Below are 20,174 nucleotides of genomic sequence, written 5' to 3'. Positions count from 1 at the left end.
GGCACCGCTTCGCGTTGTTACTCGGCGTCCTCCGCCTTGATGCCCAGGCCCGGGAGCAGGCCGGGCAGGAGCGGCGGGAGGGTGATGTCGGGCTGGGGCTGCTGCGGGGCCGCCCCCGAGGGGGGCGGCGTGGCGTGGCCCGGGTCCGACGGGTGGAGCAGATCGCCGGTGCCGCCCAGGAGCCCGCCGGGGGCCGAGGGCTTGGAGGCCGCTGACGGGGGCGCGCTCGGGGGGGACGCCGCCGGCTGGCCTGCGGGGGGTTCGGGCTGCTGCTTTCCGGGGGAGGCGCTGGGCTTTGCCCGGCCGCCCGTGGAGCCGCGGGACTGCTCGGGCGGCTTGGGCAGCAGGTTCTGGATGGGCGCCACGTCTTCGTCTATGGCCTGGAAGACCGACTCGACCTCACCTCCGACGTCGGTGAGCTGCGCGGGGAGCTTCTCCCGGAGCTTGCCCCACGCGTCGCGGTGGGAGCGGGAGAACGAGGACAGCATCTGCATCGGGCCGAGCGAGCCGTCCCGCTCGTACGCCGCCTGGAGCAGCCGGTGGCCTTCCGACGCGTCGTGGCTCATGCCGGCCAGGGCCCGGCGGATCGCGCCCAGGGACTCGTGGTCCAGGACGCCGGTCCGGCCGCGCTCCATGAGCCTGCGGGCTTCCGACAGCCGGTTCGAGGCCTGGTCGAGGTAGAGCTCGCCCCGGTCCGAGTCCGCGTCGGCCATGCCCAGCTTGATGTCCTCCATGCCCCGCTTGACGGGGTAGAGGGAGTCACCGGGCAGGGCGTCGGTGCTGGCAGCGGCCACTCCGCCGAAGGCCCCCGCGGCGACACCCACGGTGAGGCCGCCCGCTGCGATGCCCTTGGACCAGCGGGAGCGGGGCCGCATCTTCCGGAGCGAGGTCGCCCGGTGGGCGCCGCGGCCGGTCCGCTGTTCGGGCACGAGAGGGTCCGGTGCGGCACCGCCCCCGGCCCTCTCTTCCATTACCAAGGCCTCCATGGCGGCGACGAGCTGTGCTCGTTGCACCACTTTGACCTCGGGGTCCAGCACCGGGCGCGGCATTCTTTCGCCGAGCACGTTCGCCAGGGCCAACAACCGGTCGTGGTCGGCAGGTTCGGCAGGTGCCTCGGACTGCTCGGCCGCCGGGTCCGGTTCCGAAAGGTCGGACGGGGTCCGCTCCTCCAGGGCCTGGGCGAAGGCGTTCGCCCGCCGGTGCGGAGTCACGTTCGCGATCACTGGCGGCACCTCCTCTCGTCATGACGATCGACTCCCCCAGGTGTCCGGAAGGTTGCCTTCCTTGAGCACATCCACACTTTCGAGTGAGCGGCTTCGGGCAGGGCGTGTCCACAGGGAGCCTGCATTCCGCACAACGAGCGGCGCGGCACTTGGGTTACGGACGAAGGATGATCGGACCACAGCGGCATCGGAGTCATCAAGGGGTCGGTGGTGTCGGGAGGCGGTCAGCGGGCGTCGTCCGGGAGGAGGCGGGCCAGGGTGCGGACCGCCCGGTACTGGAGGGTTTTGATCGCACCCTCGTTCTTCCCCATCACCCGGGCCGTCTCGGCGACCGAGAGGCCCTGCAGGAAGCGCAGGGTCACGCACTCCTGCTGCTGCGGGTTGAGTTTTCGTACGGCCTCCAGCAGGGCCGCGTTGGAGAGGGACTCCAGGACGGAGTCCTCGGGGGAGCGTTCCACCTCGTTGGCGTCCAGCATCTCGCCCGTGGTCACTTCCAGGCGGAAGCGGCTGGACTTGAAGTGGTCGGCGACCAGGTTGCGGGCGATCGTCACCAGCCAGGCCCCGAAGTCGCGGCCCTGCCAGGTGAAGGTGGAGATGCGGCGCAGCGCGCGCAGGAAGGTCTCGCTGGTGAGATCCTCCGCGGTCGCCTTGCCGCCGACGCGGTAGTAGATGTAGCGGTACACCGTGTCGCTGTACTGGTCGTAGAGCCGGCCGAAGGCGTCGGCCTCGCCGGCCTGGGCGCGTTCGACCAGGTCCATCATGCGGGCCTGGTCGCTGTCCGCGGTGGGGCGGCGGGCGGCGGGCGCGCTCGTGCCGGTGGCGGTGCCCGCACCGCCCGCGCGACCGCGTCTGCCCACCGTCGCTCCGCCGTCGGTCAGGGCGTAGCAAGGACCGGCCGGGCCGAGGCCGGCAGGGACCGCGGCGGCGAAGGCGGGGACGGCGTACGCGGTGGGGACGAAGCCGCGCAGGTGGTCGAGGACCGTTGCGCGCAGCGTAGCCAGGCCCGAGGCGTCAACCCCGACAGGTGGGTACACGGGACTCCCAGAGGCAGAGCTTCCATCACGTGCAGTGCGGGACCGTTCACCCGTCGTGGCGACAGATGGTCGGTGGCATGCGTTTGAGGAGAATAACGCTTCGTACAGGCAGCGCTACACCCAGTTGCTCAAATCACCGGTTCCGACACTTCTGTTGCGTACCGAGGGCATATTCAGTCGCAGTTGGTGATCGGTTCTTGATCGGTTGGGTACGCGGAATGGGCGCTTCCGCGGTGCGGAGCGACCGAGTCGGGCATGCCGGAGTGCCGCGCCGACGGCGCGGGTAAAGGTGCGGGATTGCGCGTCGCGGGTCCGCCCGGAACGCGGTGGGCCTACTTGCGGCGGCGGTGCAGGGCGATGGCGGCGGCCGTGCCGCCCGCGATCGCGCCGACTCCGGCGGCCGCCGGGACGCCGACCTTCACGGCCTTGCGGCCGGTCCGATAGTCGCGCAGCCGCCAGTCGTGTGCCCGGGCATGCTTGCGCAGTTTTGTATCGGGATTGATCGCGTACGGATGCCCGACCAGCGACAGCATCGGAATGTCGTTGTGCGAATCGCTGTAGGCGGCGCAGCGTTCGAGATCGAGTCCCTCGGCGGCGGCCAGGGCGCGCACCGCCTCCGCCTTCGCGGGGCCGTGCAGCGGTTCGCCGACCAGGCGGCCGGTGTAGACGCCGTCGACGGACTCGGCGACCGTGCCCAGGGCGCCGGTCAGGCCGAGGCGGCGGGCGATGATCGTGGCGGTCTCGACGGGTGCGGCCGTGACCAGCCACACCTTCTGGCCGGCATCGAGGTGGGCCTGGGCCAGGGCGCGGGTGCCCGGCCAGATCCGCTCGGCCATGTACTCGTCGTAGATCTCCTCGCCGATCGCCATGAGTTCGCAGACCTTGTGGCCCTTGACGATGGACAGCGCGCTGTCGCGGGCGTCCTGCATGTGCTCGGGATCCTCGACCCCGGCGAGCCGGAACCAGGCCTGCTGCCAGGCGAAGCGGGCCAGTTCGCGGCGGCGGAAGAACTCGCGCTTGTAGAGGCCGCGGCCGAAGTGGAAGATCGCCGCGCCCTGCATGACGGTGTTGTCGAGGTCGAAGAAGGCGGCGGCGAGGTGGTCGCCCTGAACCGGGAACTCGGCCTCGGCGGGCTCCTCGGGGGCCGCCGGCTGCGTCTCGGTGAGGGGTGGGGGCTCGTCCTGCGCGCTCTTGCGTGCGGCCTCGGCCGAGGCCTCGCCTGCCAGCACGCTCCGCGCGGTGGCGGAGCGCCTACGGGGGGTGAGCCATCCCAGAGCGGCCATGACGCGAGCATAGCCACTGTGTTCGGGAGTTCCCGAACCGAGGAGGAACGCAGGCGTGAACTCTTCGGAACGGCTGCCTCCACGGCCGCCGACGGCGCTCGCGCGGGGCCGTCGGCGGCGCTCACGCGGCGCGGGACAATGAGGACATGAGTCCTCTGTTGCGCCGCAAGGAGAAGAAGCGCCCCGAGGAGCGGCTGGTCACGCTCGTCGGGAAGCCGGGATGTCATCTGTGTGACGACGCCCAGGAGGTGGTGGAGAAGGTCTGCGCCGAGACCGGGGCGCGGTGGGAGAAGAAGGACATCTCGCAGGACGCGGAGCTGTACCGGCTGTACTGGGAGCAGATCCCCGTGGTGCTGGTGGATGGTGAACAGCACACCTTCTGGAGGGTGAACCCCGAGCGGCTGCGCCGGGCGTTGGTGGGCTGACCGCCCGGCCGGTTACCATCATGGGCGATTTGTGGGGGCTCGGGGGCGTATCGATGAGGAGTGTGCACCGTTTTGCCCCCCTCCGGATTTGAACGAGTTCGGCTCGTTCCCGGTTCCCCCCGTCGGCGCGTCGGCCGCGTGACCCCGGTCACTTTGGACGGACAAAACGGACACAATCTTTGTGCACGCGTTCACAAAGACATAGCCTGCTTCCGACGGGGCGGTCTTGGGACAAGTGACCGCCTGCAGCCCCGCTCATCCCGCAGGAGCATCGTGGCAACTGGCCGAACTCACCGACCGGCGACCCGCAGCCGAGGTATTCCCGAGGCCACTGTCGCCAGGCTTCCGCTGTACTTGCGTGCCCTCACCGCGCTCTCCGAGCGATCGGTTCCCACGGTGTCCTCCGAAGAACTCGCGGCCGCCGCCGGGGTGAACTCCGCCAAGCTCCGCAAGGACTTCTCCTACCTCGGCTCCTACGGCACGCGCGGGGTCGGCTACGACGTCGAGTACCTCGTCTACCAGATCTCCCGCGAGCTCGGGCTGACCCAGGACTGGCCGGTCGTCATCGTCGGCATCGGCAACCTCGGCGCGGCCCTGGCCAACTACGGCGGTTTCGCCTCGCGCGGGTTCCGGGTGGCGGCGCTGATCGACGCCGACCCTGCGATGGCGGGCAAGCCGGTGGCCGGCATGCCCGTGCAGCACACCGATGAGCTGGAGAAGATCATCGAGGAGAACGGCGTCTCCATCGGGGTCATCGCCACCCCGGCGGGCGCGGCGCAGCAGGTGAGCGAGCGGCTCATCGCGGCGGGCGTCACCTCCATCCTGAACTTCGCGCCGACCGTGCTGTCCGTGCCGGACGGCGTGGACGTGCGCAAGGTGGACCTGTCGATCGAGCTCCAGATCCTGGCCTTCCACGAGCAGCGCAAGGCCGGCGAGGAAGCGGCGGCCGCCGCGGGCTCCGCCGGTGAGCCGGGCACGGGCGCCGCCGAGAGCCCCGCGGCCCCTGCCGCTTCGGCCACGGCCACGGCCACGGCCACGGCCGCCGCAGCCGCCTCCGGCGTCCGCAAGGGCGGCCCCGAGGGTGACGTTCCGGCGGTGATGCCGGCATGAGTCTGCTGGTCGTAGGGCTGAGCCACCGCAGCGCGCCGGTGAGCGTGCTGGAGCGGGCCTCGCTGTCCGCCGACGCCAAGGTCAAGCTGCTGCACGACACCCTCGCCGCCGAGCCGGCGGCGGAGGCGACCGTGCTCGCCACCTGCAACCGCATCGAGCTGTACGCGGACGTGGACAAGTTCCACGCCGGTGTGGCCGAACTGTCGACGTTGCTGGCGCAGCACAGCGGTGTGGCGCTGGAGGAGCTCACCCCGTATCTCTATGTGCACTACGAGGACCGGGCGGTGCACCACCTGTTCTCGGTGGCGTGCGGGCTGGACTCGATGGTGGTCGGCGAGGGCCAGATCCTCGGGCAGATCAAGGACGCGCTGGCGCTGGGGCAGGAGCAGCACACGGCGGGCCGGCTGATCAACGACCTGTTCCAGCAGGCGCTGCGGGTCGGCAAGCGGGCGCACTCCGAGACCGGGATCGACCGGGCCGGGCAGTCGCTGGTGACGTTCGGGCTGGAGCAGCTGTCCCTGGGCGCCGAGGTCTCCGCGTGGGCGGCGGGCAAGCGGGCGCTGGTGATCGGCGCCGGGTCGATGTCGTCGCTGGCGGCGGCCACGCTGGCGCGGGTCGGCGTCGCCGAGATCGTCGTGGCGAACCGGACCGCGGAGCGGGCGGAGCGTTTGGCCGGGATTCTGGTTGCCTCGGGCACCGGGGTGGCGGCGCGGGCCGTTGCGATGGCCTCCGTCGCCGATGAGCTGGCGCAGGCCGACGTCGTCGTGTCCTGCACGGGCGCGACGGGGCTGGTGCTGACCGCCGACGACGTGCTCGCCGCCGTCTCCCGGGGCACCGCACCGGACCCCGTGCCTCGAACCCCCGCGGACCCCGCCCCGGGGTACCCGCAGGCGGGGCCGGACGCGGCGGGTGTGGCCGGGGTGGACCCCGGGGTGCTCGCGCGGCTCGTGGCCGCCGCGGAGGGCGGGCGCAGGCTCGCCGACGCCGGGGCCGTGCGGGTCATCAGCGCTCCCGCCGAGCGGGACGAGTGCCCGATCGCGCCCGACGGGCGCTCCGCGCTCACCGGGGTCGACGCCAACTCCCTGGAGCTGCACGGCACCTGGGCCGACCAGGGCGAGGCCGCCGCACACCGGCAGCCGCGCAAGGGCGCCCGTAGCCAGGTCGACGCCCGGCCGGTCCGCCTGGCGCTGCTCGACCTGGCCATGCCGCGCGACATCGACGCCGCCGCCCACCGGATCCCCGGCGTACGGCTGGTCGACATCGAGTCGCTCGCCGAGGCCTCGGCGGACGCCCCGATGGCCGCCGACGTCGACGCGGTGCGCGCGATCGTCGCCGAGGAAGTGGCGGCCTTCGGCGCGGCCCAGCGGGCCGCGCACATCACGCCTACCGTCGTCGCGCTGCGCGCCATGGCCGCCGAGGTGGTGGCCATGGAGGTGGCCCGGCTCGACGGACGCCTGCCGGACCTGGACGAGCGCCAGCGGGCCGAAGTGACGCAGACCGTGCGGCGCGTCGTAGACAAGCTCCTCCACGCGCCGACCGTGCGCGTCAAGCAGCTCGCGAGCGAGCCCGGCGGCGCCGGGTACGCGGAGGCGCTGCGTGAACTCTTCGACCTCGACCCTCAGACGGTGGCCTCCGTCAGCCGGGCGGACGCGGCCGATCCGAAGAACGACGACCCAGGACGGGCATCATGAACACACGTCCCGACCAGCCCCTCCGGCTTGGCACGCGACGCAGCAAGCTGGCCATGTCGCAGTCCGGGCACGTCGCCGAGGCGGTACGGGCGGTCACCGGCCGGCCCGTCGAGCTCGTGGAGATCACGACCTACGGTGACGTGTCCCGGGAGCACCTCGCGCAGATCGGGGGCACCGGCGTCTTCGTCACCGCGCTGCGCGACGCGCTGGTGCGGGGCGAGGTGGACTTCGCCGTCCACTCGCTCAAGGACCTGCCGACCACGCAGCCCGAGGAGCTGGTGATCGCGGCCATGCCGAAGCGGGAGGACGCGCGGGACGCGCTCGTCGCCCGTGACGGCCTGACCTTCGGGCAGCTGCCGGACGGCGCGCGGATCGGCACCGGTTCGCCGCGCCGGATGGCGCAGCTGCACGCGTACGCCAAGAGCCTGGGCAAGGTCGTCGAGACCGTGCCGATCCGCGGGAACGTCGACACCCGGATCGGGTACGTGCGCGCCGGTGAGCTCGACGCCGTCGTCCTGGCCGCCGCCGGCCTGAACCGGATCGGCCGCGGCGACGAAGCCACCGACCTGCTGTCCGTGGACAACGTGCTGCCCGCACCCGGCCAGGGAGCCCTGGCCGTGGAGTGCCTCGCGTCGGACACGGCCCTGATCGCCGCCCTCGCCGAACTCGACGACCCGTTCACGCGGGCCGCCGTGACCGCCGAGCGGTCCCTCCTCGCCGCCCTGGAGGCCGGATGCAGTGCCCCCGTGGGCGCGCTCGCCGACCTGCTGGCCGACGGGCAGATTGTCAATGAGATGCGCCTGCGCGGCGTCGTCGGAACCCTCGACGGCTCGACGCTGGTGCAGCTGTCCACCACCGGTCCCGTGCCCCAGTCTTACGACGAGGCCATGGCGCTCGGCCGCGAACTCGCGGACGAGATGCTGGCCAAGGGCGCGGCCGGTCTGATGGGGGAGCGATCGCTTTGAACCCCTCAAGTCCCACTCCCTCCGCCTTCGCGGCGGTCGCCGCCCACGGGCACGTCACCTTCCTGGGTGCCGGCCCCGGTGACCCGGGTCTGCTGACGCTGCGGGCCGTGGAGGCTTTGGCCTCGGCGGACGTGCTGATCGCGGAGCCCGAGGTGCTGGAGGTCGTCCGTACCCACGCGCGCGCGGGTGTCGACACGCCGCAGCTGACGGTTGCTGACGAAGTGTCAGCAGCCGCCGGGGTGCCGGTGATCCGCGACGCGACCAATCTTGTCATGGAGGCCGCGCGGTCCGGCAGGCGGGTCGTGCGTGCCGTCACCGGCGACCCCGGGCTCGACGGCAACGCGGCCGAGGAGATGCTCGTCTGCGCCACCGAGGGGATCCCCTTCGAAGTGGTGCCCGGCGTCGCGACCGCCGTCGGCGTGCCCGCGTACGCCGGTGTGCCGCTGCGCGGCCGGGGCGGCGCCGACGTGCGCTTCCTGGACGCCCGTACCGCCTCGGCGCGGTGCTGGAGCGAGGTCGGCGCGAGCGACGGCGTCCTCGTCGTCTCCGCGACGCTGGAGACGGTGTCGGCGGCCGCCGCCGAGCTGGTGGGCGCCGGACGTGGGGCCGACACCCCGCTGACGGTGACCGTGGCCGGTACGACGACCCGGCAGCGGACCTGGAGCGCGACGCTGGGTTCCATCGCGCAGGTCTTCAAGCAGGGCAAGGTGCTGCCGTCGCCCGAGGGTTCGCGGCCGGTCATAGCCGTGGTCGGTGAGCACGGCGCCGCCGCGCGGCGTGAGGACCTGGCCTGGTTCGAGTCGAAGCCGCTGTTCGGCTGGCGGGTGCTCGTGCCGCGCACCAAGGAGCAGGCCGCCTCGCTCTCCGACCAGCTTCGTTCGTACGGCGCGGTGCCGCACGAGGTGCCGACCATCGCCGTGGAGCCGCCGCGCACCCCGCAGCAGATGGAGCGGGCCGTCAAGGGCCTGGTCACCGGCCGCTACGAGTGGATCGCGTTCACCTCCGTCAACGCGGTGAAGGCGGTGCGGGAGAAGTTCGAGGAGTACGGGCTCGACGCGCGCGCCTTCGCCGGCATCAAGGTCGCCGCGGTGGGCGAGCAGACCGCCGCCGCGCTGGTCGAGTTCGGCGTCAAGCCGGACCTGGTGCCGAGCGGCGAGCAGTCGGCCGCCGGACTGCTGGAGGACTGGCCGCCGTACGACCCGGTCTTCGACCCGATCGACCGCGTCTTCCTGCCGCGCGCCGACATCGCGACCGAGACGCTGGTCGCGGGCCTGATAGAGCTCGGGTGGGAGGTCGACGACGTCACCGCCTACCGGACGGTGCGCGCGTCGCCGCCGCCGGCGGACACGCGTGAGGCGATCAAGGGCGGCGGCTTCGACGCCGTTCTCTTCACGTCGTCCTCCACGGTGCGCAACCTCGTCGGCATCGCCGGCAAGCCGCACAACGTCACCGTGATCGCCTGCATCGGCCCGGCGACGGCCAAGACGGCGGAGGAGCACGGCCTGCGGGTCGACGTGCTCTCGCCCGAGCCGAGCGTGGGCAAGCTGGCCGAGGCCCTGGCCGAGTACGGGGCCGCGCGCCGTGAGGCGGCCAAGGAGGCCGGCGAGTCGGTGTACCGGCCGAGCGAGCGCCGCCCGGGCGCGCGCCGCCGCCGCACCACCTGAGGGCGGTCGTAGGAGTCGGCGGGGCCCGGACGCGATGCGTCCGGGCCCCGCCGCCGTAGCGGGGGCGTGGTGCGGCGCGGGGGCGCGGGCGGGCACGGCCTACGCTGGTTCCCGACTGTTCTCGACGCTCGAAGAGGCGACTAGAAGATGAGCACGTACGGATCCTTCCCCGGCTCGCGCCCCCGCCGGCTGCGCACCACCCCGGCGCTGCGGCGGATGGTCGCGGAGACCCGCCTGCACCCCTCGGACCTGATCCTCCCCGCCTTCGTGCGCGAGGGCATCAGCGAGCCCCTGCCCATCTCGGCGATGCCGGGCGTGGTGCAGCACACGCGGGACACGCTGCGGAAGGCGGCCGTGGAGGCCGTGGAGGCGGGCGTCGCGGGGATCATGCTGTTCGGTGTCCCGGCGGACGAGAACAAGGACGCGCTGGGCACGGCGGGCACGGAGCCGGACGGCATCTTGCAGGTGGCGATCCGCGACGTGAAGTCCGAGGTGGGCGACGACCTCGTGATCATGTCCGACCTGTGCCTGGACGAGTACACCGACCACGGCCACTGCGGAGTGCTGGACGAGCACGGCCGCGTCGACAACGACGCGACGCTTGAGCGCTACGCCGAGATGGCGCAGGTCCAGGCCGACGCGGGCGTCCACGTCGTGGGCCCCAGCGGGATGATGGACGGCCAGGTCGGGGTGATCCGCGACGCGCTGGACGAGACCGGGCACGAGGACGTGTCGATCCTCGCCTACACCGCCAAGTACTCCTCCGCGTTCTACGGTCCCTTCCGCGAGGCCGTCGGCTCCTCGCTCCAGGGCGACCGCAAGACCTACCAGCAGGACCCGGCGAACGCCCGCGAGTCCCTGCGGGAGCTGGCGCTGGACCTGGAGGAGGGCGCCGACATGGTCATGGTCAAGCCCGCGGGCCCCTACCTGGACATCCTGTACCGGGTCGCGCAGTCGGTGGACGTGCCGGTGGCCGCGTACCAGATCAGCGGCGAGTACGCGATGATCGAGGCGGCCGCGGAGAAGGGCTGGATCGACCGCGACCGCGCCGTCATGGAGGCCCTGCTGGGCATCAAGCGCGCGGGCGCCGACACGATCCTCACGTACTGGGCGACGGAAGTCGCCCAGTGGCTCGGCCGGGAGCGCTGAGCGCGCCGAGCCGTGGGTAGTCCAGCCCGGCGGGGATGAGTATCCGCACTCATGCGGCGGCCCTGCCGGGGTGGCTGGATGGGGGCATGGAACACAACGCTGCCGGGCGGGACCGGTACGCCCTCGTCGCTCCGATCGTGACGACCCTGATCACGCTGCCGCTCGGGCTCGGGGCGTTCGGGTTCGCCGGCCTCAGTCCGATGGCCTGCGATTCCTGCAACGGTGAGGAGGCCCGGCGCTTCGACGACAGCTTCGGTACCGCCTTCGCGGTGTTCCAGGCGGGGCTGGTCGTGGCACTGGTGCTGCTGGTGGCCGCCTGGGTGCTGCCCTGGCAGCGGCGCAACGCCGCGAAGCGCGTGCTCCTCGCCGCGCTCGCGCCGACGGCCGTCCTCGTGGCGTGGCTGCTCTTCTACGGCATGGTCGACTGGCCGTAAGCCAAGGGGTGGGCGCACCCTGGAGGGAAGAGGTCGACCTCTGGAGGTGATCCCTCATGGCCACGCTCGCCGGGTGGCATGTGGAAATGGAATTCACCGAGGAGGGCCACCGCACCAGCGCGGCAGCCCTGCTCAGGCTCATGGACGGCTCCGAACTGCGGGCGCGGGGCTACGCCATGCGCCATCCGTCCGACACGGACCAGCTCCGCGTCGGTGAGGAGATCGCGGGCGCCCGGGCGCTCATGGATCTCGCGTCGCAGCTACTGGACAAGGCCCACACCGAGATCGACGCGGAGTCGGGCCGGCACTCCTACCCGCTGACCCAGTGAGCGAGGCGGGTCCAGGTAGCCGGTGAAAGGGTGAGGACGGGACCGTGCGGGACCTTCGAGTCCCGCACGTGTACCCGGTCGGCGGGGCAGGTGGCCATCTCGACGCACGCACCGCCCTCGCTACCGCTGTAGCTCGACTTGCGCCAGGCGACGGCCACTTCGAGGCACTGGCCGCCTTCGTCACTGCTGTAGCTGGACTTGAACCACACGAGTTCGGTGCTCATTGCTCTCCTAGCAGCCGGTCCAACAGGGCCCTCGTCTCATCGAAGTTGAGGGCCTGTGACCGCAGCATCGCATACTTCTGCGTGAGGATGCTGACCTCGTTGGGGTCCCGTACGAGCATGCTGCCGCGCTGGGTCTCCGAGTACGCGAGGTGCTGGTGCTCGGGGGTTTCGAGCAGGATGAACGGACCTGCGAGACCCGCGTGAGCGGTGATACCCAGGGGCAGCACCTGGATGGCGATGCCCGGCCGGTCCGCGCAGGCGCGCAGGTGGCGGAGCTGCTCCCGCCAGACCTCGTCGCCGCCGATCCGGTCGCGCAGGGCGGCCTCCCAGATGACGAAGCTGAGGGTGGGCGGGGTGGGGCGGCGCAGTATCTCCTGGCGCTTGATGCGCAGGGCGGTCTGGAGCTCGATCCATTCCTCGCCCGCGTACGGGACGCGGCAGCTGAGCACCGCGCGGGCGTAGGCCTCGGTCTGGAGCAGCCCCGGCACGGTCATCGTGTCGTACCAGGACAGCGCCAGGGCCTCCCGCTCGCGCTCCATGTACTCCTCGGCCCAGGCCGGGATGGTGTCCACCTCCGGCAGCCGGTTCGCGGCGACCGTCAGCAGGCCGGGGAGGCCGAGGATCCGGTCCATCCGCTCGGCGACGTCCGGCATCAGGACGCGCCTGCCCTGCTCGATGGAGGCCAGCGTCTCGACGTCTATGACGACGAGTTCGGCGAGGGCGCGCTGGGTCAGTCCTTTGGCTACGCGGGCGACGGCGACGAGCTCACCGACCATCTTCATGGTCGTCGAATTCGGCCGGGCCCTCTTCCTTGGTGGCATGAAAGCGAACTCCCCACCTGTGCACGAGTAATAGCCGTCACAACCCGTACTCAGTGAGGAGTACGGGTCGGTCGCCTCCATGACGCTAGTCACACACCGCGACGCTCGTCAGGTGAACGTGACGAATGAACCCGCCCTCGTGCGGGACCGGTTCTATCCGCGCAGCCGTCAAACCGTCGCCGCCGCCAGGCACTTCGCGGCCGAGACCCTGGACGCGTGGGACGCCGGGGCCCGGCTGGACGACGTGTTGCTCTGCGTGAGCGAGCTGGCCACCAACGCCCTGCTGCACGGCGTGCCCCCCGGCCGGGGCTACCGCCTGCGGCTGTTCCGCTTCGACGGCGTCGTCCGGGTCGAGGTGCACGACAGCGGCGGCGGCCGGCCGCGCGTCGGGGACCGGGACGCCGCCGCCGAGCGGGGCCGGGGGCTGCTGCTCGTCGCGGCCGTCGCCGACCGGTGGGGCGTCGGGCTGCGCAGCCCCGGCAAGACGGTGTGGTGCGAGCTGGACACCCCCTAGCTCCGCCCCCGTACCCGCTCCCCCTCCAGGCGGGATATGGACGGCTCGGAGCCGCCCTCCGAGCCGCCCTCCTGGTGCGTCAGAGGCGCTCGGGGGTGCGGATGCCGAGGAGCGCCATGCCCTTGGTGAGGGTGCGGGCGGTCAGGTCGCAGAGGAAGAGGCGGTTCTCCATCTGCTCCGCGGTGTCGGCCTTGAGGACCGGGCACTGGTCGAAGAAGGTCGAGTAGAGCGTGGCCAGCTGGAAGAGGAACGCCGCGACCTTGTGCGGGGCGTACTCGGCGGCCGCGTCCGCGACGACCTCCCCGAACTGGTCGATGTGCAGGCCGAGCGCGCGCTCGGCCGGGGCGAGCGCCAGCTCCGGGTGCGCGACGGGCCGGGTCTCGCCCGCCTTGCGCAGGATCGAGCGGTTACGGGCGTACGCGTACTGGAGGTACACGGACGTGTCACCGGTCAGCGAGACCATCTGGTCGAGGTCGAACTTGTAGTCGCGGCCGGCGGAGGTGGAGAGGTCGGCGTACTTGACCGCGCCGATGCCCACGTACTGGCCGTTGGAGACGATCTCCTCCTCGCTCAGGCCGATCTTCTCGCTCTTCTCGCGCACGACGGCCGTGGCCCGCTCGACGGCTTCGTCCAGCAGGTCGACCAGGCGGACGGTCTCGCCCTCACGGGTCTTGAACGGCTTGCCGTCCTTGCCCAGGACGGTGCCGAAGGCCAGCTGGACGGCCTTGACCCCGTCGTTCAGCCAGCCGGCCCGGCGGGCCGTCTCGAAGACCATCTTGAAGTGCAGGGACTGGCGGGCGTCCACTACGTAGATGAGGGTGTCGGCCTTGAGCTCGCCCACGCGGTTGCGGATCGCGGACAGGTCGGTCGCGGCGTAGCCGAAGCCGCCGTCGGACTTCTGGACGATCAGCGGCGTCGGGTTGCCGTCCGGGCCCTTGTACTCGTCGAAGAAGACGCACAGCGCGCCGTTGGAGCGGACGGCGACGCCCGAGTCCTCCAGCAGCTTGCAGGTCTCGGCGAGCATGTCGTTGTAGCCGGACTCGCCGACCACGTCAGGGTCCTGGATGTCCATGTCCAGCTTGTGGAAGACGGAGTAGAAGTAGATCTTCGACTCGTCGACGAACCGCTGCCACATGGCGAGGGTCTCGGGGTCCCCGGCCTGGAGGTCCACGACCCGGGCGCGGGCGCGCGTCTTGAACTCCTCGTCGGAGTCGAAGAGGGCGCGCGAGGCCTTGTAGAGGCGGTTCAGGTTGGACATGGCCTCCTCGCCGGAGACCTCTTCGCCGCCGTCGGCCTTGTGGTCCAGCTCGTGCGGGTGCTCCAGGAGGTACTGGATGAGCATGCCGAACTGGGTGCCCCAGTCGCCGATGTGGTGGCGGCGGATCACCTTCTCGCCGGTGAACTCCAGGATCTCGACCATCGCGGCGCCGATGACGGCGGAGCGCAGGTGGCCGACGTGCATCTCCTTGGCGACGTTGGGCTGCGCGTAGTCGATCACCGTGGTGCCGGCGTTCTGCGCGTACGGGACGCCGAGGCGGTCGTCGGCGGCGCGGGCGGCCAGGGTCTCGATGATCGCCCGGTCGGTGATCGTGATGTTGAGGAAGCCGGGGCCGGAGACCTCGATCTCCTGGATCAGGTCACCGGTCGGGATCGCGCCCACCACGTCGGCCGCGAGCTCGCGCGGGTTGGCCTTGGCCTTCTTCGCGAGGGCCAGGATGCCGTTGGCCTGGAAGTCGGCCCGGTCGCTACGTCGCAGCAGCGGGTCGGTGGCACCGGCCTCCGGCAGCGCGGAGGCGAGGGCGTCCGCGACGCGCTGGTTGACGGACGAAGCGAGGGAAGGGACCGAGGCCATGAGCTGCCGTTCCTGTGAGGTCGCGCCCGGGGGCACGCTGGGAGGTGAACTTGGTTGTTCCGACAAAGCCCGAGTATCCCACGGGAGGCCCTGCGGTTTCCCGGAGAAAAAGCAACCCCGGAGCGGCCTCTTCCGTCTGGGAGAATGGCTAGGCCAGCATTCGAGATAGAAGGACGTGTCGTGGCTCAGAGCAGCACCGAGACCGACTGGGTCTCCCGTTTCGCGGACGAGGTCATCGCCGAGGCGGAGCGCCGAGCACCCGGCAAACCTGTCGTCGTGGCGTCCGGACTCTCCCCCTCCGGCCCCATCCACCTGGGCAACCTGCGCGAGGTCATGACCCCGCACCTGGTCGCCGACGAGATCCGCCGCCGGGGCATCGAAGTCCGGCACGTCCTGTCCTGGGACGACTACGACCGCTACCGCAAGGTGCCGGCGGGCGTCGAGGGCGTGGACGAGAGCTGGGCGCAGCACATCGGCAAGCCGCTGACCTCCGTCCCGGCCCCGGCCGGGTCCGCGTACGGCAGCTGGGCCGAGCACTTCAAGGCGGCGATGGTCGAGTCGCTGGCCGAGCTGGGCGTCGAGTACGACCCGATCAGCCAGACCGAGCAGTACACGACGGGCGTCTACCGCGAGCAGGTGCTGTTCGCGATGAAGCACCGCGCGGACATCGACGCCGTACTCGACCAGTACCGCACGAAGCAGAAGCCGGGCGGCAAGAAGCCGCAGCAGAAGCAGGTGGACGAGGCCGAGCTGGAGGCCGCCGAGGGTTCGGGCGCCGCCGCGGAGGACGACGGCAGCAGCGCCGAGGGCGGCTACTTCCCGTACAAGCCGTACTGCGGCCAGTGCGGCAAGGACTTCACCAAGGTCACGGCGTACGACGACGCGACCACGGAGCTGACCTACGTCTGCACCGAGGACGAGTTCACCGAGACCGTAGCGCTCAGCGAGTTCAACCGCGGCAAGCTGGTCTGGAAGGTCGACTGGCCCATGCGCTGGGCGTACGAGGGCGTCATCTTCGAGCCCTCCGGTGTCGACCACTCCTCGCCCGGTTCGTCGTTCCAGGTCGGCGGCCAGATCGTGCACATCTTCGGCGGCGAGCAGCCGATCGGACCGATGTACGCGTTCGTCGGCATCAGCGGCATGGCGAAGATGTCGTCCAGCAAGGGCGGCGTCCCGACCCCGGCCGACGCGCTCAAGATCATGGAGCCGCAGCTGCTGCGCTGGCTGTACGCGCGCCGCCGCCCGAACCAGTCCTTCAAGATCGCCTTCGACCAGGAGATCCAGCGGCTGTACGACGAGTGGGACAAGCTGGAGGCGAAGGTCGCCGACGGCTCCGTGCTGCCGGCCGACGCCGCCGCGCACACGCGCGCCGTGCGGACCGCCGCGGGCGAGCTGCCGCGCACCCCGCGCCCGATGCCGTACCGGACGCTCGCCTCGGTGGTCGACATCACCGCCGGGCACGACGAGCAGACGCTGCGCATCCTGTCCGACCTGGACCCGGAGCGGCCGCTGGCCTCGCTGGACGAGGTACGGCCGCGGCTGGACCGCGCCGAGAATTGGATCACCACCCAGGTCCCGGCCGACCAGCGGACGCTGGTGCGCGAGGAGCCGGACACCGAGCTGCTGGCCTCGCTGGACGACGAGGGCCGGGAGTCGCTGCGGCTGCTCCTGGAGGGGCTGGACTCGCACTGGTCGCTCGACGGGCTGACCACGCTGGTCTACGGCGTGCCGAAGGTGATGGCCGGGCTGGAGCCCGACGCCAAGCCGACGCCGGAGCTCAAGGTCGCGCAGCGCACGTTCTTCGCGCTGCTGTACCGGCTGCTGGTGACCCGGGAGACCGGGCCGCGGCTGCCCACGCTGCTGCTGGCGGTGGGGGCGGACCGGGTGCGCAAGCTGCTGGCTGCCTGAGCCTCCGTAGGTCCGGTCCGTAGGGCCGGTCCGTAGGTCCGGTCCGTAGGACCTGAGAAGGGCCCGTACCCCTGGCATCAACCGGGGGGACGGGCCCTTCCGCCGTGGTGGGGCGGCCGCTTACGCGATGTGCTCGTTCTCCAGGTCGCGCTGGTAGCGGAGCTTGAGCTCCGGCATCAGGCGGCGGATCATCGAGGCGCTGCGCGGGTGCACGATCCCGTGGCGGTCCGAGAGGTGTATGTCCACCTGCTCCGGGGTCGGGAACTGCGAGTGCTCGTCGAGGAAGGCGCGGAAGACCTCGTAGGCGGCCTCCGCGAACTTCACCTCGTCGACGTCCGGCCCCGGGGCGGTCTCCGGCTCCGGGGCCGGGGTCTGCTCCTGCTGGTCCGGGCCGGCCGGGGGCATGACCGGGGTCGGCTCCAGGCCTTCGACGTACTGGGGGTTGTAGCCGCCCTCGTACGCCGCCTGGGGGGCGAGGGGCGCGGCGAACCAGGCGCTGTTGTGGGCCGCGGGCATGGCGGTCGGCTCCACCGCGAAGGGCAGCTGGGCGGGGAGGGGGCCGGGGACGGCGGGCTGGGGTGCGGACTGGGGTGCGGGCGCCGTCTGCGCCTCGGGGGCGGTCTGGGGCCCGGCCGGAGTCTGGGGCCCGGCCGGAGTCTGGGGTGCGGGCCCCGGGGTCGGCTGTCCGGGCGCCGCTGCGAGGGCGGGGGCCGGGTTCTGCGCCTCGGGCCCGAGCTCGGCCGGGGGCAGCAGCAGCGGCTCGATACCGGCCGCCGCGAGGCCCGTCGGGGCCGTCTGTGCGAGGGGCACCCCGATCCGGGCCAGGCGCAGCGGCATCAGCGCCTCCACGGGGGCCTTGCGGCGCCAGGCGCGCCCGTAGCGGGCCTGGAGGCGGGCCTGGTAGATCAGCCGGTCCTGCTCCATGCCGACGGCCTGCTCGTAGGAGCGCAGTTCCCACAGCTTCATCCGGCGCCACAGCTTGAAGGTGGGGACGGGGGAGAGGAGCCAGCGGGTGATCCGGACGCCCTCCATGTGCCGGTCGGCGGTGATGTCGGCAATCCGGCCGACCGCGTGCCGGGCCGCTTCGACGGTGACCACGAACAGGATCGGGATCACCGCGTGCATGCCGACACCGAGCGGATCCGGCCACGCGGCCGCGCCGTTGAACGCGATGGTCGCGGCGGTCAGCAGCCACGCCGTCTGGCGCAGCAGCGGGAACGGGATCCGGATCCAGGTCAGCAGCAGGTCGAGCGCCAGCAGCACGCAGATGCCGGCGTCGATGCCGATGGGGAAGACCAGCGAGAAGTTGCCGAAGCCTTTCTTCAAGGCCAGCGCGCGGACCGCGGAGTACGAACCCGCGAAGCCGATGCCCGCGATGACCACGGCTCCGGCGACCACGACACCGATGAGTATCCGGTGCGTACGAGTCAACTGCATCGCGGCCACGCGTGATCCCCTGTCCTTCGACGTGCTACGAGCTGCTGCCGGGAGCTGTTCGAGCCCGGGCAGGCACAGCGTACGGGTGACTGGATGTCAGCCCTACCTCTGCCCCTGCCCCCGCTGATTCGGCCGGCTTCGACGGGGCGCTTCCTACTGTCCTGCGGACTTCGAGGGCTCCGGGGACTTGGACTCCTGGCCCTGACCCTGGCCCTGGCCCTGCCCCTGGCCCTGCCCCTGACCCTGCTGCGCCGACTGCGACGGCGCGGGGGACTGGGGTCCGCCCTGGCCGGCGGCCGGCTGGCCGGTGCCCGCGGCCTCGACAGAGGCGGCCGTCTCCTTGGCGGCGGCGATGGCGTCCTGGAGGAGCTTGCCCTGGTCGGGGGCGGAGGCGCCCTCGTAGGCGGCGCCGTTGTAGTCGAGGGTGATCACGACGTTCTTGTCGCGCACGACGACGGTGGTGTTGAAGAAGTCGACGTCCTTCTTCACGCCGTAGACGACCGAGGTGCCCTGGTCGCCGATCCCGCCGGCCTGCTCCACCTTGACGTCGTGGGCGCCGTCGACCTTCTTCGCCGTCTCGACCTGCTTGTTGTACTGGTCCTCGGCGCGCTTGTTGCCGCTGCCCAGTGTGGCGTGGGAGTCGTAGCGGACCAGGGAGATCGACAGCCAGTGGTACTGCGAACCCTTGAGGCCGTCCTCGTCGAGGCCGTTCCAGGAGCAGCTGGCGCGGCTGGAAAGGTCGTTCGACTTCGTCGCCGAGCCGTTCTTGTCCTTCGCCTGGGGCACGAGCGTGTCGACGGTCTTCGACTGCACCGCCTTGCAGGGCTCCGGCAGCGTGGTGAACGCCACCTTCTCCAGGTTGGGCGTCTTCTTCCCGCTCGGCTTGGAGGATGCGGAGGAATCGGACTTCTTGCCGTCCGAGCCCGAGGCCTTGCCGCCCGAATCGGAGGAGCATCCGGCGACGGTGAGGATCACCGGGACGGCTGCGCAGGCGAGAACGCGGGTGAGGCGCGAGGCTGATCGGTGCATGGTTCCTTCAGTCGTTGGGGCCGTTTTCGGGGCGCGGGACTCGAACAACGGTAGCCCGACCCGGCGCCCGGCTGCTGTGCGCGCCGTCACGCGGGCCGCGCACGCCCCCTGGGGGCGCGTGCGCTCACTCGTTGAACCGCTCGACGAGCGCCTGCGCCAACTGCCTTACCTTGTCCTGGGTTTCCGCGCTGGAAGGCACGATGCCGGGCTGGGAGGGCTGGACGCTGTACTCGATGGTGACGATGACGTTCGAGGTGCGGAACACAGTGCGCACGGTGCGCGACTGCGGGGCGGTGGTGCCGGCCGGGCTCAGCTTGTCCTCGATGTACGCCTCGTTGCCCAGCCCCGCCAGTACGCGGGAGCCGAGTTCCGGCGCGGCGGTGGGCGACGGGCTCCCGCTCGGGCTGCCGCCGGGGGCGGCCGGGTTCGGCGTCGCACCGGGAGCGGCGGGCGGTGAAGAGGGCGCGGCGGGAGCGGGGGGCGCAGACGGTGACGAGGGTGACGAGGGTGACGCCGAAATCCCGGGGAAGGGAAGGTGCGCGTCGGTGAGGCGGCGTACGTACACCTGCCGCGCCTTGTCGTCGTCGCTCGCGGCGGCCCGGTCGTAGGAGACCACGCGCTCGAAGCCGATGGACAGCAGCCGGGTCTCCGAGGGCGTCTGCGCGGTCCAGCGGCAGCCGACGCGCCGGTCGGCGTCGTACGAGGCGTCCGCCGTCCCGGCGTAGAGCAGCTCGCGCTGTTCGTCGGTGAGGCTCTCGTCGGCGGGGAGCATGCCCCGCAGCCGCTTGACGTCGGCGGCCTTGCACGGGGCGGGGAGGTTGCGGTACTTCCCCGGCTGTGCGGGCACGGCGGTGCTGCCGCCGGCCTTCGCGTCGGTGGTGGTCCCGGGGCCGCTCTTCTCGGTGCACCCGGTGAGGCCGGTGACCCCGGCCACGAGCGCGGTGAGCATCGCGACGCCTGGCAGGGCCCGCCGTCGTACCGCCTTGCGCTGCACGTCCCATGGCTCCCTTCGGCCGGCCGGCTGCCCGGCGGTCAGGAAATTGCTTTGCCGTGGCTGGGGCACGGCTGGACACAATGTCTAT

19 protein-coding genes are annotated in these 20,174 nt (G+C 71.7%); 10 read left to right on the top strand and 9 right to left on the bottom strand.

Going from position 1 to position 20,174, the window contains the following annotated elements:
- Positions 1–17: 17 nt before the first annotated feature.
- The 3 genes from IE207_RS24525 to IE207_RS24515 all read right to left on the bottom strand — a co-directional run bounded on the left by IE207_RS24525 (position 18) and on the right by IE207_RS24515 (position 3,540).
- Positions 18–1,223, bottom strand: a complete 1,206-nt coding sequence (locus IE207_RS24525; protein WP_190186443.1) for a DUF5667 domain-containing protein — start codon at positions 1,221–1,223, stop codon at positions 18–20.
- A 224-nt stretch (positions 1,224–1,447) separates the two neighbouring features.
- A complete protein-coding gene (locus tag IE207_RS24520; RefSeq protein WP_190186442.1) occupies positions 1,448–2,257 on the bottom strand; it encodes an ECF subfamily RNA polymerase sigma factor, BldN family in 810 nt (269 codons plus the stop codon).
- Positions 2,258–2,589: 332 nt separating this feature from the next.
- Positions 2,590–3,540 (bottom strand): HAD family hydrolase, encoded by a 951-nt coding sequence (locus IE207_RS24515; RefSeq protein WP_190186441.1) that lies wholly within the window; start codon positions 3,538–3,540, stop codon positions 2,590–2,592.
- Positions 3,541–3,686: 146 nt separating this feature from the next.
- On the opposite strand from IE207_RS24515, the gene IE207_RS24510 reads away from it, so the two are divergent.
- The 8 genes from IE207_RS24510 (at position 3,687) to IE207_RS24475 (ending at position 11,307) form a co-directional block, all read left to right on the top strand.
- A complete protein-coding gene (locus tag IE207_RS24510; RefSeq protein ID WP_190186440.1) occupies positions 3,687–3,965 on the top strand; it encodes a glutaredoxin family protein in 279 nt (92 codons plus the stop codon).
- A 273-nt stretch (positions 3,966–4,238) separates the two neighbouring features.
- Positions 4,239–5,075 (top strand): redox-sensing transcriptional repressor Rex, encoded by an 837-nt coding sequence (locus IE207_RS24505; protein WP_190186439.1) that lies wholly within the window; start codon positions 4,239–4,241, stop codon positions 5,073–5,075.
- Entirely contained in the window at positions 5,072–6,766 is a 1,695-nt protein-coding gene (locus tag IE207_RS24500) for a glutamyl-tRNA reductase (protein ID WP_190186438.1), read from the top strand. The genes IE207_RS24505 and IE207_RS24500 overlap by 4 nt, the downstream gene beginning before the upstream one ends.
- Entirely contained in the window at positions 6,763–7,731 is a 969-nt protein-coding gene (hemC, locus tag IE207_RS24495; RefSeq protein WP_190186437.1) for a hydroxymethylbilane synthase, read from the top strand. Before IE207_RS24500 ends, hemC begins: the two co-directional genes overlap by 4 nt.
- A complete protein-coding gene (locus IE207_RS24490; RefSeq protein WP_190186436.1) occupies positions 7,728–9,395 on the top strand; it encodes a bifunctional uroporphyrinogen-III C-methyltransferase/uroporphyrinogen-III synthase in 1,668 nt (555 codons plus the stop codon). Before hemC ends, IE207_RS24490 begins: the two co-directional genes overlap by 4 nt.
- Before the next feature lie 147 nt (positions 9,396–9,542).
- Positions 9,543–10,544 (top strand): porphobilinogen synthase, encoded by a 1,002-nt coding sequence (gene hemB, locus IE207_RS24485; protein ID WP_190186435.1) that lies wholly within the window; start codon positions 9,543–9,545, stop codon positions 10,542–10,544.
- An 86-nt stretch (positions 10,545–10,630) separates the two neighbouring features.
- Positions 10,631–10,978 carry a hypothetical protein gene (locus tag IE207_RS24480; RefSeq protein WP_190186434.1) on the top strand — a complete coding sequence of 116 codons (348 nt, stop codon included), beginning with the start codon at positions 10,631–10,633 and terminating at the stop codon, positions 10,976–10,978.
- A gap of 56 nt (positions 10,979–11,034) precedes the next feature.
- Positions 11,035–11,307, top strand: a complete 273-nt coding sequence (locus IE207_RS24475) for a DUF1876 domain-containing protein (protein WP_190186433.1) — start codon at positions 11,035–11,037, stop codon at positions 11,305–11,307.
- On the opposite strand, the gene IE207_RS24470 is transcribed toward IE207_RS24475, so the two are convergent.
- Together IE207_RS24470 and IE207_RS24465 are read right to left on the bottom strand one after the other, a co-directional pair.
- The gene (locus tag IE207_RS24470) at positions 11,289–11,531 is read right to left on the bottom strand and encodes a DUF397 domain-containing protein (RefSeq protein ID WP_190186432.1); all 243 of its coding nucleotides are present in this window, start codon (positions 11,529–11,531) and stop codon (positions 11,289–11,291) included. The genes IE207_RS24475 and IE207_RS24470 overlap by 19 nt on opposite strands.
- A complete protein-coding gene (locus IE207_RS24465; RefSeq protein WP_190186431.1) occupies positions 11,528–12,352 on the bottom strand; it encodes a helix-turn-helix domain-containing protein in 825 nt (274 codons plus the stop codon). The genes IE207_RS24470 and IE207_RS24465 overlap by 4 nt, the downstream gene beginning before the upstream one ends.
- Before the next feature lie 112 nt (positions 12,353–12,464).
- Between IE207_RS24465 and IE207_RS24460 the strand changes: the two genes are divergently transcribed.
- A complete protein-coding gene (locus tag IE207_RS24460) occupies positions 12,465–12,866 on the top strand; it encodes an ATP-binding protein (protein ID WP_229873939.1) in 402 nt (133 codons plus the stop codon).
- A 79-nt stretch (positions 12,867–12,945) separates the two neighbouring features.
- On the opposite strand, the gene argS is transcribed toward IE207_RS24460, so the two are convergent.
- Positions 12,946–14,718, bottom strand: coding sequence for an arginine--tRNA ligase (gene argS / locus IE207_RS24455; protein WP_190186429.1), 1,773 nt, complete (start codon positions 14,716–14,718; stop codon positions 12,946–12,948).
- Between the two features lie 144 nt (positions 14,719–14,862).
- Between argS and lysS the strand changes: the two genes are divergently transcribed.
- Positions 14,863–16,626 (top strand): lysine--tRNA ligase, encoded by a 1,764-nt coding sequence (gene lysS / locus IE207_RS24450; RefSeq protein ID WP_190186428.1) that lies wholly within the window; start codon positions 14,863–14,865, stop codon positions 16,624–16,626.
- 120 nt (positions 16,627–16,746) lie between these two features.
- Here the strand turns inward: lysS and IE207_RS24445 are convergent, their stop codons facing one another.
- The 3 genes from IE207_RS24445 to IE207_RS24435 all read right to left on the bottom strand — a co-directional run bounded on the left by IE207_RS24445 (position 16,747) and on the right by IE207_RS24435 (position 20,086).
- Positions 16,747–18,063: a DUF2637 domain-containing protein gene (locus IE207_RS24445; RefSeq protein ID WP_190186427.1), complete on the bottom strand. Its 1,317-nt coding sequence runs from the start codon at positions 18,061–18,063 to the stop codon at positions 16,747–16,749.
- 153 nt (positions 18,064–18,216) lie between these two features.
- Positions 18,217–19,092 carry a DUF3558 family protein gene (locus IE207_RS24440; RefSeq protein ID WP_190186426.1) on the bottom strand — a complete coding sequence of 292 codons (876 nt, stop codon included), beginning with the start codon at positions 19,090–19,092 and terminating at the stop codon, positions 18,217–18,219.
- Between the two features lie 124 nt (positions 19,093–19,216).
- Positions 19,217–20,086: a DUF3558 domain-containing protein gene (locus IE207_RS24435; RefSeq protein ID WP_190186425.1), complete on the bottom strand. Its 870-nt coding sequence runs from the start codon at positions 20,084–20,086 to the stop codon at positions 19,217–19,219.
- Positions 20,087–20,174: the final 88 nt, after the last annotated feature.

This window comes from Streptomyces cirratus (assembly GCF_014650775.1).
GTDB classification, from domain to species: Bacteria; Actinomycetota; Actinomycetes; order Streptomycetales; family Streptomycetaceae; genus Streptomyces; species Streptomyces cirratus.
Note: the sequence above shows the minus strand (reverse complement) of the source record. Positions and strands in the feature narration are given on the sequence as shown.